Origin of the sequence: Sphingopyxis panaciterrae (assembly GCF_011762125.1) — a bacterium.
GTDB lineage: Bacteria > Pseudomonadota > Alphaproteobacteria > Sphingomonadales > Sphingomonadaceae > Sphingopyxis > Sphingopyxis panaciterrae.
Genome location: NZ_JAASQN010000005.1, coordinates 182,876 through 196,736 on the forward strand (window position 1 = coordinate 182,876; position 13,861 = coordinate 196,736).

General features: G+C 68.7%; 15 protein-coding genes. 10 read left to right on the plus strand and 5 right to left on the minus strand.

Going from position 1 to position 13,861, the window contains the following annotated elements:
• Window positions 1–52 precede the first annotated feature (52 nt).
• Window positions 53–733 carry a YggS family pyridoxal phosphate-dependent enzyme gene (locus FHR22_RS17155; RefSeq protein WP_166944911.1) on the plus strand — a complete coding sequence of 227 codons (681 nt, stop codon included), beginning with the start codon at window positions 53–55 and terminating at the stop codon, window positions 731–733.
• 204 nt (window positions 734–937) lie between these two features.
• On the opposite strand, the gene FHR22_RS17160 is transcribed toward FHR22_RS17155, so the two are convergent.
• The gene (locus FHR22_RS17160) at window positions 938–1,450 is read right to left on the minus strand and encodes a DUF4402 domain-containing protein (RefSeq protein ID WP_166944912.1); all 513 of its coding nucleotides are present in this window, start codon (window positions 1,448–1,450) and stop codon (window positions 938–940) included.
• 95 nt (window positions 1,451–1,545) lie between these two features.
• Here FHR22_RS17160 and FHR22_RS17165 point away from each other — a divergent pair, with 95 nt between their 5' ends.
• The 5 genes from FHR22_RS17165 to FHR22_RS17185 all read left to right on the plus strand — a co-directional run bounded on the left by FHR22_RS17165 (window position 1,546) and on the right by FHR22_RS17185 (window position 7,386).
• The gene (locus FHR22_RS17165) at window positions 1,546–2,619 is read left to right on the plus strand and encodes a type III polyketide synthase (RefSeq protein WP_166944913.1); all 1,074 of its coding nucleotides are present in this window, start codon (window positions 1,546–1,548) and stop codon (window positions 2,617–2,619) included.
• Window positions 2,616–3,329 carry a methyltransferase domain-containing protein gene (locus FHR22_RS17170; RefSeq protein WP_243853797.1) on the plus strand — a complete coding sequence of 238 codons (714 nt, stop codon included), beginning with the start codon at window positions 2,616–2,618 and terminating at the stop codon, window positions 3,327–3,329. The genes FHR22_RS17165 and FHR22_RS17170 overlap by 4 nt, the downstream gene beginning before the upstream one ends.
• A complete protein-coding gene (locus FHR22_RS17175; RefSeq protein WP_166944914.1) occupies window positions 3,326–4,423 on the plus strand; it encodes an FAD-dependent monooxygenase in 1,098 nt (365 codons plus the stop codon). Before FHR22_RS17170 ends, FHR22_RS17175 begins: the two co-directional genes overlap by 4 nt.
• Before the next feature lie 263 nt (window positions 4,424–4,686).
• Window positions 4,687–5,094, plus strand: coding sequence for a peptide-methionine (R)-S-oxide reductase MsrB (gene msrB / locus FHR22_RS17180; RefSeq protein WP_166944915.1), 408 nt, complete (start codon window positions 4,687–4,689; stop codon window positions 5,092–5,094).
• 153 nt (window positions 5,095–5,247) lie between these two features.
• Window positions 5,248–7,386 (plus strand): transglycosylase domain-containing protein, encoded by a 2,139-nt coding sequence (locus tag FHR22_RS17185; protein ID WP_341786704.1) that lies wholly within the window; start codon window positions 5,248–5,250, stop codon window positions 7,384–7,386.
• Between the two features lie 210 nt (window positions 7,387–7,596).
• Here the strand turns inward: FHR22_RS17185 and FHR22_RS17190 are convergent, their stop codons facing one another.
• The 3 genes from FHR22_RS17190 to FHR22_RS17200 are packed head-to-tail and all read right to left on the minus strand — an operon-like array spanning window position 7,597 to window position 9,405.
• On the minus strand, window positions 7,597–8,328 hold the full coding sequence (locus FHR22_RS17190; protein WP_243853798.1) for a M48 family metallopeptidase: 732 nt from the start codon (window positions 8,326–8,328) through the stop codon (window positions 7,597–7,599).
• The gene (locus tag FHR22_RS17195) at window positions 8,309–8,755 is read right to left on the minus strand and encodes a YcgN family cysteine cluster protein (protein WP_166944918.1); all 447 of its coding nucleotides are present in this window, start codon (window positions 8,753–8,755) and stop codon (window positions 8,309–8,311) included. The genes FHR22_RS17190 and FHR22_RS17195 overlap by 20 nt, the downstream gene beginning before the upstream one ends.
• A 2-nt stretch (window positions 8,756–8,757) precedes the next feature.
• Entirely contained in the window at window positions 8,758–9,405 is a 648-nt protein-coding gene (locus tag FHR22_RS17200) for an SCO family protein (RefSeq protein ID WP_208417773.1), read from the minus strand.
• A gap of 82 nt (window positions 9,406–9,487) precedes the next feature.
• Here FHR22_RS17200 and FHR22_RS17205 point away from each other — a divergent pair, with 82 nt between their 5' ends.
• The 4 genes from FHR22_RS17205 to FHR22_RS17220 all read left to right on the plus strand — a co-directional run bounded on the left by FHR22_RS17205 (window position 9,488) and on the right by FHR22_RS17220 (window position 12,717).
• Window positions 9,488–10,108 (plus strand): ankyrin repeat domain-containing protein, encoded by a 621-nt coding sequence (locus FHR22_RS17205; RefSeq protein ID WP_166944919.1) that lies wholly within the window; start codon window positions 9,488–9,490, stop codon window positions 10,106–10,108.
• Window positions 10,109–10,386: 278 nt separating this feature from the next.
• Entirely contained in the window at window positions 10,387–11,664 is a 1,278-nt protein-coding gene (ribB, locus tag FHR22_RS17210; protein WP_166944920.1) for a 3,4-dihydroxy-2-butanone-4-phosphate synthase, read from the plus strand.
• The gene (gene ribH, locus FHR22_RS17215) at window positions 11,664–12,089 is read left to right on the plus strand and encodes a 6,7-dimethyl-8-ribityllumazine synthase (protein ID WP_166944921.1); all 426 of its coding nucleotides are present in this window, start codon (window positions 11,664–11,666) and stop codon (window positions 12,087–12,089) included. The genes ribB and ribH overlap by 1 nt, the downstream gene beginning before the upstream one ends.
• Complete coding sequence (locus tag FHR22_RS17220) at window positions 12,082–12,717, plus strand: hypothetical protein (protein WP_166944922.1); 636 nt, start codon at window positions 12,082–12,084, stop codon at window positions 12,715–12,717. Before ribH ends, FHR22_RS17220 begins: the two co-directional genes overlap by 8 nt.
• A 37-nt stretch (window positions 12,718–12,754) precedes the next feature.
• On the opposite strand, the gene FHR22_RS17225 is transcribed toward FHR22_RS17220, so the two are convergent.
• On the minus strand, window positions 12,755–13,840 hold the full coding sequence (locus FHR22_RS17225; RefSeq protein WP_166944923.1) for an alkene reductase: 1,086 nt from the start codon (window positions 13,838–13,840) through the stop codon (window positions 12,755–12,757).
• Between the last annotated feature and the right edge of the window lie 21 nt (window positions 13,841–13,861).

A 13,861-nucleotide genomic window follows, 5' to 3' on the forward strand; every position in this document is an offset into this window, starting at 1 on the left:
CCTATAGGCCCGCACAGGCGGCGCGCAACGCGTGCGAAACGGGAAACAGGCGATGAGCGAAGCGGCGGACAGGCTGGCGGCGGTGGAGGCGAATATCGCCGAGGCGGCAAGGCGCGCGCAGCGGCCGGTGAAAGATGTCCGCCTGATCGCGGTGTCGAAGACCCACGATGCCGCGGCGATCCGCCCGCTGATCGCTGCGGGCCAGCGCGATTTCGGCGAAAACCGGGTGCAGGAAGCCGCGGCGAAATGGCCCGGCCTGCGCGCCGAAACGCCGGGCATCGCGCTCCACCTGATCGGCCAGCTCCAGTCGAACAAGGCCGAGGAAGCGGTGGCGCTGTTCGACGCGATCCATTCGGTCGACCGCGCGTCGCTGGTGCACGCGCTCGCGAAGGCTTGCGCGAAGGCGGGGCGGCAGCCGCAGCTGTTCGTCCAGGTCAATATCGGCGATGAGGAGCAAAAGGGCGGCTGCGCCGTCGCCGGCCTCCCCGCGCTGCTCGCCGCGGCGGCCGATGCCGGGCTGACGATCGACGGGCTGATGGCGATCCCGCCGGCCGATGTCGAACCTGCGCCCTATTTCGCGCTGCTCGACGAACTCGCCGAACGCAGCGGCCTGCCGCTGCGTTCGATGGGGATGAGCGGCGATTATGAAACCGCGGTGATGCTGGGCGCGACGCATGTCCGCGTCGGGACCGCGCTGTTCGGGATGCGGGGACAGGCCCAGGCGAAGGGCTGATGCATCAGAAGGGGGATCCCGGGGTAACGAGGGTCTGCAAGCGGCCGGTTGCTGCCATTCCAATCATCGTCACCCCGGATTTGATCCGGGGTCCCGCTTGACGTCGAAGGCTGCGTGTGCCCGCAAAAAAGCGGGATCCCGGGTCAAGCCCGGGATGACGGTTATCGGAACGTCAGCTCCCCACCCCAAAGCACCCGCATCACCTTATTGATATTCCACCGTCACCGGAATCCGCCCGCGATAGTCGCCATCGCCCGCCGCCGCGACCTGGAGCCGGCCGCCGAAGCGGAATTGGAGGCGGCCGTCGGGACCAAGCCGCGGCGCGGCGGAGAGGTCGGTGGCGAGGCCGTCGACGCGCGCGCGGCGCCCGCCCCCGCCTTCGAGTTCGATCGTCGCGGGCAGGATGACACGAACCTCGGCACCCGGCTCGCCGCGCACCGTCACGACGCCGGTGAGCGAAAAACCGCCGAGATCGACGACGTCGCCGCGCAGGCGCCGCGCGCCCGACGCCGGGTCGATTTCGACCTCGCCGCCCATCGCGCCGACCGCGACACGCCCCATATCGAGCTGGGTTTCGACCTCGACATGCAGCGGGGTCGCGGTGCTGCGAGTCGAAACCGCCGCCGACGATCCCTGCTGCGCGCAGAGCAGGCACTGCGCCGCCGCCATCGCCGGGCAGGCGAGCATCGCGATGCTCAGAAAAAGACGCAGTTTCATGGGGTTTGACTAGCATATCCATGGTTAAGCCCCGGTAAAGCCTGCCCGGCGCTAATCCGCTGGCCAGCATCCCGCTTTTCGGTCACACCCGCGCCATGAACAGCCCCCCGCCGTCCGCCTGGCTGAACGCCCTCGCCACCGCGGCACCGGGGCACGACATCCATCAGCCGTTCATCGACTGGGCGACGCCGCGGCTCGCCGATGAGCGGGTACGGGCGATCTTTGCGCGCATGGCGGCGCGATCGGGGATCGAGCATCGCTGGTCGGTGCTCCCCCCGACGTTGGAGGGCGGGTCGCCGGTTGCGCCCGGCGGCTTTTATGACGTCCCCGGGCTGCCGCCGACCTCGGCGCGCATGGCCGCCTATGCGCAGCACGCCCCCGATCTGGCGATGCGGGCGATCGGCGCGCTGGGCGGCGCGTTCGATGCCGGGCGCGTCACGCATATCGTCGTCGCAAGCTGCACCGGCTTCGTCGCGCCGGGGATCGACCAGATCCTGGCACGGCGGCTGCACCTCGCGCCCGGCGTCGAGCGGGTGCTGATCGGCTTCATGGGCTGTTATGCCGGGATCACCGCGCTGCGCACCGCGCGGCATATCGTGCGATCCGAACCGGACGCGGTGGTGCTGGTGGTCAGCGTCGAGCTGTCGACATTGCACCTCAGCCTCGCCGACACGCCCGAGCCGCTGCTCGCGATGCTGCAATTCAGCGACGGCGCCGCAGCCGGGATCGTATCGGCGGACGAGGGCGGGCTTGCGCTCGGCGAAGGCCGCAGCCTTGCGCTCGAAGACAGCGCCGACCTCATCCGCTGGGATATCGGCGACAAGGGGTTCGAGATGATCCTGTCGGGCGAGGTGCCGGGGCGGCTGCGCGAGGCGCTGGCGGCGCCGGAGGTTCAGCGCGACCTGTTCGGCGAGGCCGGCGCGCCGCGCCTGCTTGCCGTCCACGCCGGCGGCCGCTCGGTGCTCGACGCGGTCGAGCATGCGCTGGGCGTTCCGCCGCCCGCGCTGGCAGACAGCCGGTCGGTGCTCGCACGTTTCGGCAATATGTCGTCGGCGACGATATTCTTCGTGCTCGCCGACATGATGGCGCGCGGCGCGCGGGGGCCGGGTATCGCGATCGCCTTCGGCCCCGGGCTGGCGGCCGAAGCGATCCGCTTCACCGCATCATGAACCCCTTCGCCAGCCTTCGCACGCCGATTGAGGCCGAGGAGGAAATGGACGCGGTCGCACTGCCCCCGGCCCGTTACGCCAAGGTCCTCGGCGACCTGTCGCGGATCAACGGGCTGACGCTGGCGCGGCGGCCGACGATGGCTTTCCTCGACCGCGTCCGCGCGCGCGGCGCCGGCGAGCGGCCGTGGCGTATCCTGGACGTCGGTTTCGGCGCGGGCGACATGCTCCTGGCGATCGCGCGCTGGGGCGAACGGCGCGGGGTCGCGCTCGATCTTGCCGGAGTCGATCTCAATCCGAAGAGTGCGCCCGTTGCCGCAGCCCGGTGCGGCGGCTGCGCGCGGCTAATCACCGGCGATTACCGCGATCTGGCGGGGCGGGAGTGGGACATCATCCTGTCCAGCCTCGTCACCCACCATATGACGCCGGGTCAGCGCGGCGAGTTTCTGCGCTTCATGGAGGCCGAGAGCGCGCGCGGCTGGCTGGTCAACGACCTGCATCGCCAGCGCCTTCCCTTCGCGGGTTATCCGCTGCTCGCAGCGCTCGCGCTGGTCGACCCGATCGTCCGGCGCGACGGGCAATTGTCGGTCGGGCGCAGCTTTCGGCGCGCCGAATGGCAGGCGATGCTCGCCGAGGCGCTGCCCGAAAGCGCCGGCGAATGCCGGATTTTCCGCAGCTTTCCCTACCGGCTCTGCGTCGAGCGCATCCGGTGAAAGACCCCGATGCGATCGTCATCGGCGCCGGGCCCGCAGGGGCCGCGGCGGCGATCGGCCTCGCCGGTGCCGGGGCGAAGACACTGCTGCTCGAGCGCGCCCGCGAAACGGGCGACGCGCTGTGCGGCGGTTTTTTGAGCTGGCGGTCGCTCGCGCGGCTGGAAGCGCTCGGGATCGACCGCCCCGCGCTCGGCGGGCAGCCGGTCAGGTGCGTGCGCCTGTTCGCGGGATCGCGGCGCAGCGAAACAGGGCTGCCGCACATGGCGATGGCGGTGTCGCGCCGCCGGCTCGATACCACCTTGCAGGCGGCCGCCGCAACGGCGGGAGCGACGCTTGAGCGCGGCATCCATGCGACCGCGATCGGCGACGGACGCGTGCAGACCCGCGATGGCGCCATGCTTGCCGCGCCGTCGCTGTTCCTCGCGTCGGGCAAGCACGGCTTTCGCGGCTTCCCGCGCGAACCCGCGCCATGGCAGCGGCGCGACCCGGTGATCGGGCTGCGGCTGCGGCTTCCCGCCCACCCCGCGCTCGCCCGGCTGATCGGCGATGCGGTCGAGCTGCACCTGTTCGACCGCGGCTATGCCGGGCTGGTGCGGCAGGAGGACGGCAGCGGCAACCTGTGCCTCGCGGTCCACAAGTCGCGGCTCGACGAAGCCGGGGGCCACCCCGCCGCGCTGCTCGGCGCGCTCGGCGACGCGCTGCCGGCGCTCGGCGAGCGGCTTGCTTATGCCGAGTGGACACAGGGCGTCGATGCGATCGGTCATGTCCCCTATGGCTGGCGCACCGCCGAGACCGCGCCGGGGCTGTTCCGCCTCGGCGACCAGGCGGGGGTGATCCCAAGCCTTGCCGGCGAGGGCATGGGGCTCGCCGTCGCGAGCGCCGAGGCGGCGGTGGCGGCATGGCGGCGCGGCGGCCCTGGTGCAGCACCGGATTTTCAGGAGCGGCTGGCAAGGCGCATGGCGCGGCCTTTTGCGCTCGCGAATCTGGTCTGGCGGCTCGGCGAAAATGCAGGCCTTGCCGGCGGCTTGACGTCGCTTGCCGCCGCCTTGCCTTCGATGGTCCGTTTGGTGTCGCGAGCAACGCGCGTCAATTGAGCTGAGAAAATTTCACGCGAAGACGCGAAGAAGACCTGTTTACCGCGAAGCGGCCTTTATTCCAGCATTGCGTTCGCCGCATCGTCGAAGGGAAAAGCGGGCCTATCGGCCCGCGCCAACGTCTGCGCGTCTTCGCGTGAACCCTATCCCCTTCTCGATTCTCCGCACGAAATCCATGACGCGCAACGGTCCGTCCCAAGGGGCTTGTCGCGACCGGGCCGCGCGCCGATATAAGACCCGACGCGACCTGGAGGAGCCTCCCCATGACCGACCCGAAAACCGCAAAGACCCTCGACCCGATGGCGCATCATGTGCTGCGCGAAGGGGGCACCGAGCGCGCCTTCACCGGCAAATATACCGACCATAAGGGCGACGGCCTGTATCGCTGCGCCGGCTGCGGCGCAGCGCTGTTCGACAGCGGCACCAAATATGACAGCGGTTCGGGCTGGCCGAGCTATACCGCCCCCGCCGAGGGGGCGGCCGTGAAGGAAATCAGCGATACCAGCCACGGCATGGTGCGCACCGAAGTGCGCTGCGCGACATGCGAAGGCCACCTCGGCCATGTCTTCCCCGACGGGCCCGGACCGACCGGGCTGCGCTATTGCATCAACAGCGCGGCGCTTGACTTCGCGGACCGCGGGCAGGATGACGCAACCACCGGCAAGGATTGAACGCCTTCGCCGGGGGGCTGACGATCAAGGGCCGCTGACAGGGCGCGGCGAGGGAAGGAAAACAACGCTTTGCGCCGCGAACGACAGCAGGCATCGTCAGGTAAGTCATCATCGTCCGGCAAAAGCGGCGGGTCGTCACCGAAGGGCGAGCCGGTGCGCTGGCGCGTCTGGCTGCGCCGCTTGTTCCGCTGGGGCCTCGGCCTTGCGGTCGTCGGCGCGGTGGCGGCGGCGGTCGCGGTCGGCATCGCGGTGCAGCGCATTCCGAGCTTCGAGGAATTGAAGAAGTCGCCGGCCGGCCAGACGATCCGCATCCACGCCGCCGACGGCACCGTCTTCCTGTCGCTCGGCCCCAATTACGGCCGCTGGCTGACCCTGCGCGAAACCCCGCAGGTGATGCAGGACGCGATGGTCGCGGTCGAGGACCGGCGTTTCCGCTACCACCCCGGGCTCGACCCTGTCGGCATGACGCGCGCCGCGGCATTTGCGGTCCAGCATTATGGCAGCGGGCGGCGCATGCAGGGCGCGTCGACGATCACCCAGCAGCTGGCGCGCAACATCTTCCTGTCGAACAGCTATACCTGGACGCGCAAGATGCGCGAAATGGTCCTCGCGCTCGCGCTCGAATGGAAATTCTCGAAGGACGAGCTGCTCGAACTCTATCTGAACAAAGTTTATTTCGGCGGCGGCAGCTATGGCATCGACGCCGCGTCGCGGCGCTTTTTCGGGCATAGCGCCACCGAAATGTCGCTGTCCGAGGCGGCGGTCGTCGCCGGGCTGGTCAAGGCGCCGTCGCGCTATTCGCCGACCGCCGACGCACAGGCGGCGCTGGGCCGCGCCGGGGTCGTGCTGGGCGTGATGGTCGACGCGGGCGTGATCACCCAGGCGCAGGCCGACGGCGCCAAGCCCGCCGACGTCCAGATGGCGGCGGAAACCGGGCAGAACAGCGCGCGCTACTTCACCGACTGGGCGCTGCCGCAGCTCGACATGCTGATCGACGAAGGCAGCGAGGCGCTCGACGTCTATACGACGATCGACCTTGGCATGCAGCGCGCGGCGACGGCGTCGATCCAGGCCAATGTGCCCAAGGGCGTGCAGGGTGCGCTGGTCGCGCTCGATCGCGACGGCGCGGTGCGCGCCATGATCGGCGGCACCGACTATGTCACCTCGAACTATAATCGCGCGACGCAGGCGGTACGCCAGCCGGGCTCGGCGTGGAAGCTGTTCGTCTATATGGCCGCGCTCGAAGCCGGCCATAAGGTCGACGACGAAGTGGTCGACGAGCCCGTGACGATCAACGGCTGGAGCCCGCGCAATTCGTCGGGGCGCTTTTCGGGCGCGATCACGGTGCGCACCGCCTTTGCCTATTCGGTCAACACCGTCGCGGCGAAGCTTGGCGACGAGGTCGGCTTTTCGGCGGTCGCCAACATGGCGCGGCGCTTCGGCATCACGACCCCGGTCAACACCCACCCGTCGATGGTGCTCGGCAGCGCCGAGGTGCGCGCGATCGACATGACCGCCGCCTTTGCCGCGGTGGCGCGGGGGGGCGTTTCGGTACAACCCTATGGCATCACCAAGGTGACCACCGCCGACGGACGGCTGCTCTACCAGCGCCCCGCCGAGCGCGGGCAGGTGCTGGTCGATCATTGGGTCGCGGCGGGGATCACCGACCTTCTCCAGACCGCGGTCAACACCGGTACCGGCAAGGCGGCACAGATCGGCCGTCCCGTCGCGGGCAAGACCGGGACGACGTCGAGCAACAAGGACGGCTGGTTTTTGGGCTTTTCGAGCGGGCTCACCACCGGCGTGTGGATGGGCCGCGACGACGCGAAGCCGGTCGGCGGGCTGCAGGGCGGCCGCGCGCCGGCGAAAGCCTTTGCCGATTTCATGCGCGTCGCGGTGGCGCGGCGCCCGGTCGAGGCATTCGACACCGAGGTCAAGCTGCCCGAATGGCAGCTCGAGGAAGAGGATGACGCCTATTTCGGTGCCCCCGACGAAGGCGGCGGCGGCGGGCTGACCGACGAGAATGGCATGCCGATCGAGCTGCCCTATGACAGCCGCCCGCCCGAAGGCGACGCGCCGCAAGTGCCGCCGCCGGCCCAGGCGCAGCCGCAGAGCGACGGCCCGGTGCTCAACCAGCAATGGATCGAGGAACAGACCGGGCGGCGCCCGCCATCCGAAGCGGGTGCGGCACCGAAAGCCGGGCCGCAGGCGAAATCACCCGCCGCGCCCAAGGTCATGCCGCCGGTGGTGAAAGCGCCGCCGCGCGAACCGGCGCGGGCCGACGGCAACTAGGGCGCTGGGAGCTTAGGGAGAGCGGCAGCTTTGGGGTGGGGAGCGGACGTTTGCCCTCCTGGTCTCGTCATCCCGGGCTTGACCCGGGATCCCGCTTTTTTTTGCGCACCGGCAGTTTTCGACATCAAGCGGGAACCCCGGATCAAGTCCGGGGTGACGATGACGGAGAGGGCCTCTACCGCCCAAAACCCGCCACCCCTTACCCAGGCATCAATCCGTAAACCGGTACCGGTGCAGCCCGCGCCCTTCGCGGCGCAGCCAGCCGCGCGCCGCGGCGACGTCGCCGTCGTGCAGCGCGTCGACCAGCGCGTGGAAATCGGGGCCATGGTCCATGTGGCGCAGATGCGCGACCTCATGCGCGACGGTCGCGCGGCGGACGAAAGCGGGCGCCATCACCAGCCGCCAGCTGTAGCGGAGGTCGCCGGTGGCGGTGCAGCTGCCCCAGCGGCTGCGCGGATCGCCGACCCCGACGCGGCCCATGGCCAGCCCCGCCCGCGCCGCGACCTCGCGGCTTTCCTGTTCCATCAGCGTCAGCGCCTCGGCTTTCAGCCAGCGCTCGATACGCCGCCCGACGGTCTCTGCGGGGCCGCCAAGGCTGAGCGCGTCACCCGCGAGCCGCACCGTGCGCGGCGCCGACGGCGACCAGTCGACGCGGCGATCGATACCGAAGACGGGGACCGCAGCCCCGGGCCCGACCAGCACCGGGAGCACCGCCTTGCCGACCTGTTCGGCGAGCCAGGCCTGCTGCTCGCTTGCCCATTTGAGCGCGCGCGAGGCATTGGCGCGGCGCGGCAGGGTGAGGCGCAGTTCGCCGCGCGGCGCGTCGAACACGAGCCGGTAGCGCCGCGACTGGGCATGGTGGACGAGGCGGACCGGCCAGGCCTGATCCCCCACCCAGATATGCGGGCCCTCCGCCCGCAGGTCAGACGACGCGTTCGACAAGATGATTCTCGAGCGGTCCGGCCATATCTTCGCCCACCGTCCAGCCGACGATCGACTGGCCGGCGCGGTGCACCGCATCGCGGTCGCCGCAGACCAGATAATGCCAGCCGGGCAGGGGCTCGCCTTCGGCCCGCAGCCGGTAAGCGCAGGTTTGCGGCAGCCATTCGATATCGGCGACCTTGGCCTTGGTCAGCGTCAGGCAATCGGGAACATGGCGGCGGCGATGCTTGTAATCGCCGCACCGCGCGGTCGACAGGTCGAGCAGGCGGCACGCGACGTTGGTCGGATAGATGCGGCCCGTGTCCTCATCCTCCAGCTTGTGCAGACAGCATTTGCCGCACCCGTCGCAAAGGGCTTCCCATTGGCCGGCGTCGAGGCTGGCAAGCGGCGCTTCCCAGAAGGGGCGCGTCGATGCCGCCCCCGCCATCGCTATTTGATCCATTTCGCCAGCTCGGCGGCGACCTTGCCGGGCGCGCCTTCGTCGGGATCGGTCGATGGATCGTCGAGCGGCAGCAGCGCGATCGGCTTGCCGTCGGGACCCATCAGGAACGCGAGCTGGCTATGCGCCATCAGATAGCGGTCGGGAGCCGACCCCTCGACCTTGTTGTAGGTGACGACATAGGCCTTGGCGACCGCCGCGATCTGGTCCGGCGTGCCGGTGAGCCCGAGCAGGCGCGGGTGATAGCGGCTGACGAACGGCTTCAGCGCCTCGGGCGTATCGCGCGCGGGATCGACGGTGATGAAAAGCGGGACGATTTTCGCGCCGCGCGCGCCATCGGCCTTTTCGAATTGCGCGAGGCCGCGCATCAGCTTTTGCAGGTCGACCGGGCAGATGTCGGGACAGAAGCTGTAGCCGAAATAGACCAGACGGTATTTTCCGGCGAAATCCCCATCGCTGACCGTCCGCCCATTCTGGTCGGTCAGCGTGAACGGACCGCCGATCCGCGCCCCTTCGAGCGGCGGCCTCGCGGGCGCCGGCTGCGAGGCGGGTCCGCCGCATCCGGCAAGCGTTGCAGTAAAGATCAGCAACAGGCTTGAACGGACAAGCTTTCGTCCCATGTTTGCGATATTCATCATGCGGCCAGCCTTGGTCGGCTAGCCGCTGAAAATCAACCTTTGTCGTCGCCTGTGCGACGTGCAGTGCCGGGGGTCGTCCACTATGTTCCGACGCGCGAAATTTCGCTTTGCCGCTCCCTTGCTGATCGCCGCCGCCGCGGCCGGGGCGTTCGCCGCCTCGCCCGCGCACGCGCAGTTCCGCGGCGGCTTTGCCTTTCTGCAGGCGGTCGAAAGCCGCGACGGGACCAAGGCGACCGACGCGCTTCAGGACGATGCGACGCTGATCAACACGCGCCACCCCGAACGCGGCGAGACCGCGCTGGCGATCGTCACCAAGCGGCGCGACATCAGCTGGATGCGCTTCCTGATCAGCAAGGGCGCCGACGCCTCGATCGCCGATCGCCAGGGGACGACGCCGCTGATGCACGCCGCGCTGCTCAATTTCACCGATGGCGCCGAGGAGTTGCTCGACGACAAGGCGCCGGTCGACCAGGCCAATCGCCGCGGCGAGACCGCGCTGATCCTGGCGGTGCAGGCGAAAAACGCCGCGATGGTCCGCCTGCTCGTCAAGCGCGGCGCAAACCCGGACAAAGCCGATCATATCGCGGGCATGTCGGCGCGCGATTATGCCAAGCGCGACGATCGCGGCGGAGCGCTGCTCGCGCTCCTCGATGCCAAGGACGGCCCTATGCGCGATATCGGACCGGTCTTCGGGCCGAAATAGGGCGCTTTCCGCATTCGGGTTCAATGCCGGTTTGGGGTGGATAGCGGGCTTCGCTTTCTACAGCTTCGTCATCCCGGGCTTGACCCGGGATCTCGCTTTTTTTGAGGCACGAGCAGTTTTCGAGGTCAAGCGGGACCCCGGAGCAAGTCCGGGGTGACGAAGAAGGAATGGCAGCTTCCGGCCTAAAGCTGGCCATACCGATCGGGTTATCGCCAACATCATCCCGACAATGTGAAACCCCAATTGACAATCACATTACAGTGTGAGACATCGGCAGCATGTCTACGCAACTCATCGACCGCATCCGCGGCATCGTCGACGACGGGGCCATGTCCCGTTCGGGTCTCGCTCGCGCCGCGGGGCTTCACGCCAACAGCCTGCGCGATCTCGATTCGCCCGGCTGGAACCCCACTGCCGAGACGCTGCGCAAGCTCGAAAACTGGCTGGCGAACGGCAGCGACCTGTCGCCGATGGCGACGCCCGAAGAGATTATCGCCGAGGCGCGCAATGGCCGCATGTTCATCCTCGTCGACGACGAGGATCGCGAGAATGAGGGCGACCTGGTCATCCCGGCGCAAATGGCGACCCCCGACGCGGTCAATTTCATGGCGACCCACGGCCGCGGGCTGATCTGCCTGACCCTGACCAAGGCACGCGTCGACCAGCTCGGCCTCGAACTGATGAGCCGCAACAACGGGACCCGCCACGAAACCGCCTTCACCACCTCGGTCGAGGCGCGCGAAGGCGTCACCACCGGCATTTCGGCCGCCGACCGCGCACGCACCGTGTCGGTCGCGATCGACGCGTCGAAGGGCCGCGACGACATCGTCACCCCCGGCCATGTCTTTCCGCTGATCGCGCGCGATGGCGGCGTGCTCGTCCGCGCCGGCCATACCGAGGCATCGGTCGACATCGCACGGCTCGCCGGGCTCAACCCGTCGGGCGTGATCTGCGAGATCATGAACGACGACGGGTCGATGGCGCGGCTCGACGACCTGGTTCCCTTCGCGCGGCGCCATGGCCTCAAGATCGGAACGATCGCCGACCTGATCGCCTATCGCCACCGCAACGACCGGCTGGTCGAATGCGTGTCCGACGAGCCGTTCGAATCGGATTATGGCGGCGACTGGCGGCTGAAATCCTATCGCAACAAGATCGACGGCAGCATCAATATGGTGCTCCAGAAGGGTGCGGTCGATCCCGAGGGCGTGACGCTGGTGCGCATGCACCCGGTGTCGCTGCTCGACGACCTGATGGGCCGCCCCGGCGCGCGCAAGCGCCGCCTCCAGCGTTCGATGGACGCGATCGGCGAAGCGGGGGCGGGGGTGATCGTGATGCTGATGCGCCCGCTGCCCGGATCGGCCGAGGCCGACGCGACCCCGCCGCCGAGCGGCGGCATGGACCTGCGCACCTATGGCATCGGCGCCCAGATCCTCGCCGACCTTGGCGTCCATGCGATGGAATTGTTGACGCCAACGCACAATAATCTCGTCGGTCTCGAAGGTTATGGCCTGTCGGTCGTCGGCGAACGTTCGATCCCCGGGGAGATCGCATAATGGCGCATGTTCTGATCGTCGAAGCCCGTTTCTATTCGCACCTCAACGACATGCTGGTCGACGGGGTGCGGAGCGCGCTGGAAGCCGAAGGGCATAGCCATGAGACGGTGGCCGTCCCCGGCGCGCTCGAGGTTCCGGCGGCGATTTCTCTCGCCGCCGATAGCGGGCGCTATGATGCCTATGTCGCGCTCGGCGTCGTGATTCGCGGCGAAACCTATCATTTCGAAGTCGTGTCGAACGAAAGCGCGCGCGGCATCATGGCGCTGACGCTCGACGGGCTGGCGATCGGCAACGGCATTTTGACGGTCGAGAATGAAGAACAGGCGCTTGCGCGCGCCGACAAGACGCGCAAGGATAAGGGCGGCGAAGCGGCGAAGGCCGCGCTCGCGATGCTGGCCCTCAAGGAGCAGTTCGGTATTGGTTGATCGTCCGCCTCCCAGCCGCTTGTCCGTCGTCGAACGCGGCGGGCGGCTGGTGGTGATCGACAAGGAAACCGGCCAGACGCCGCTCAGCGCCGCCGAGCGGATGGCCGAGCATGACCGGCGCATGGGGAACGAACCGATGCGTCCGGCACCGCGTCAGGCATCGCCCGAAGCGGCCAAACCGCCGGCGCCGGCCGAACCAGCAAAAGCCCCCGCGCCGCGCCCGCCGGCCCCGCGCGCGAGCGACCAGATGGGCGCCGCGGTCGCCCAGCTCAACGGCAAGCGGCCGTGGAAAGAGGCGAAAGTCCCGGCGGCGCCAGCACAGCCGGCCCGCATCCCGCAGCGCTCGCCGGCGCAGGCCGGCGGCGGCGTTCGCAAGACCGTCGTCACCGCCAAATGGTGGGATGCAAAGGGACCGCGCACAATCGAACTGGGACCCCGCGGCCAGCAGAAATTGAGCGGCGGGTTCCTCACCTTGTTCTTCGTCGCGATGATCGCTGCGATCATCGCGCTGATCGTCCAGCCGGTCGTGCTCTTTATCGGCGCGTTCCTGCTGTTCCGGTTCGGCGGCAAGATCCTGGGCCCGATCGGCGCGGCCATCGCCGACAAGGCGTTGGCCGAGAAAGGCTAGCGCCTGTCCTGCAAAGGCCGGGGCGACGCCTGAGAAACTAAGCCGTCACCAGCGCCGGATAATCGGTATAACCCTCGGCCCCCGGCGAATACCAGGTCTGCGGATTGTCGGCTGCCCATTCGGCACCGCTGCGGATCCGCTCGACCAGATCGGGGTTGCCGATGAAGGGCCGGCCGAACGCGATCGCATCGGCGGCGCCGCTGGCAAGCGCCGCTTCGGCGAGCGGCACCGTATAATCGCTGTTGAGGATCAACGGCCCCTTGAACGCCCGGCGAATAGCGGGCGATTGCCTGGGGACATCGGTCCGGCCAAAGGTGCCGTCGGGTCCGGGCTCGCGCAGTTCGAGGAAGCCGATGCCGAGCGCGTCGAGCGCCGCGGCCGCCACCGGGAACAGCGTTTCGGGGGCGCTGTCGTCGACGCCCTGCGTGGCACCGTTCGGCGACAGACGAACCGACACGCGGCCCTTGCCCCATACGCCGATCAGCGCCTCGGTGACCTCGCGGAGCAGGCGGATGCGGTTCTCGACCGACCCGCCATAATCGTCGTCGCGCAAATTGCTGCCGTCGCGCAAGAACTGGTCGATCAGATAACCGTTGGCGCCGTGGAGTTGCACCCCGTCGAAGCCAGCCTTCTTCGCATTTTCGGCCGCATGCACATAATCGGCGATCACGCGCGGGATTTCGTCGAGGCGGAGCGGCCGCGCTTCCTCAAGATCCATGCGCCCGACCGGCGTGTGCGCACGACCCTCGCCGACGGTCGCCGAAGCCGACACCGGCTGCTTGCCGTCGTTGAACACCGAATGGACGAGGCGGCCCATGTGCCACAGCTGCGCGACGATGCGCCCGCCGGCTTCGTGGACGGCGTCGGTCACCGGCTTCCAGCCTGCGACCTGCGCGTCGGTCCACAAGCCCGGCGCGCTCGGCCAGCCAAGGCCTTCCTGCGAAATGCCCGTCGCTTCCGAAATGATCAGCCCCGACGAGGCGCGCTGGCGATAATAATCGCGCGCGAGATCATTCGGCACGAAGCCGGGCCCGGCGCGGCCGCGCGTCAGCGGCGCCATGATGATGCGGTTCGGCGCGGTGATGGCGCCAAGGTCAATCGGATCGAACAGCGATGCGGTCATATTTCCTCCATCTGTCACTTT

Excerpts from the sequence above, each read along its gene's own strand:
- FHR22_RS17155 (WP_166944911.1), top strand. The coding sequence starts at position 53 with ATGAGCGAAGCGGCGGACAGGCTGGCGGCGGTGGAGGCGAATATCGCC.
- FHR22_RS17160 (WP_166944912.1), bottom strand. The coding sequence starts at position 1,450 with ATGAAACTGCGTCTTTTTCTGAGCATCGCGATGCTCGCCTGCCCGGCG.
- FHR22_RS17165 (WP_166944913.1), top strand. The coding sequence starts at position 1,546 with ATGAACAGCCCCCCGCCGTCCGCCTGGCTGAACGCCCTCGCCACCGCG.
- FHR22_RS17170 (WP_243853797.1), top strand. The coding sequence starts at position 2,616 with ATGAACCCCTTCGCCAGCCTTCGCACGCCGATTGAGGCCGAGGAGGAA.
- msrB (WP_166944915.1), top strand. The coding sequence starts at position 4,687 with ATGACCGACCCGAAAACCGCAAAGACCCTCGACCCGATGGCGCATCAT.
- FHR22_RS17195 (WP_166944918.1), bottom strand. The coding sequence starts at position 8,755 with ATGGCGGGGGCGGCATCGACGCGCCCCTTCTGGGAAGCGCCGCTTGCC.
- FHR22_RS17200 (WP_208417773.1), bottom strand. The coding sequence starts at position 9,405 with ATGATGAATATCGCAAACATGGGACGAAAGCTTGTCCGTTCAAGCCTG.
- FHR22_RS17205 (WP_166944919.1), top strand. The coding sequence starts at position 9,488 with ATGTTCCGACGCGCGAAATTTCGCTTTGCCGCTCCCTTGCTGATCGCC.
- ribB (WP_166944920.1), top strand. The coding sequence starts at position 10,387 with ATGTCTACGCAACTCATCGACCGCATCCGCGGCATCGTCGACGACGGG.
- ribH (WP_166944921.1), top strand. The coding sequence starts at position 11,664 with ATGGCGCATGTTCTGATCGTCGAAGCCCGTTTCTATTCGCACCTCAAC.
- FHR22_RS17225 (WP_166944923.1), bottom strand. The coding sequence starts at position 13,840 with ATGACCGCATCGCTGTTCGATCCGATTGACCTTGGCGCCATCACCGCG.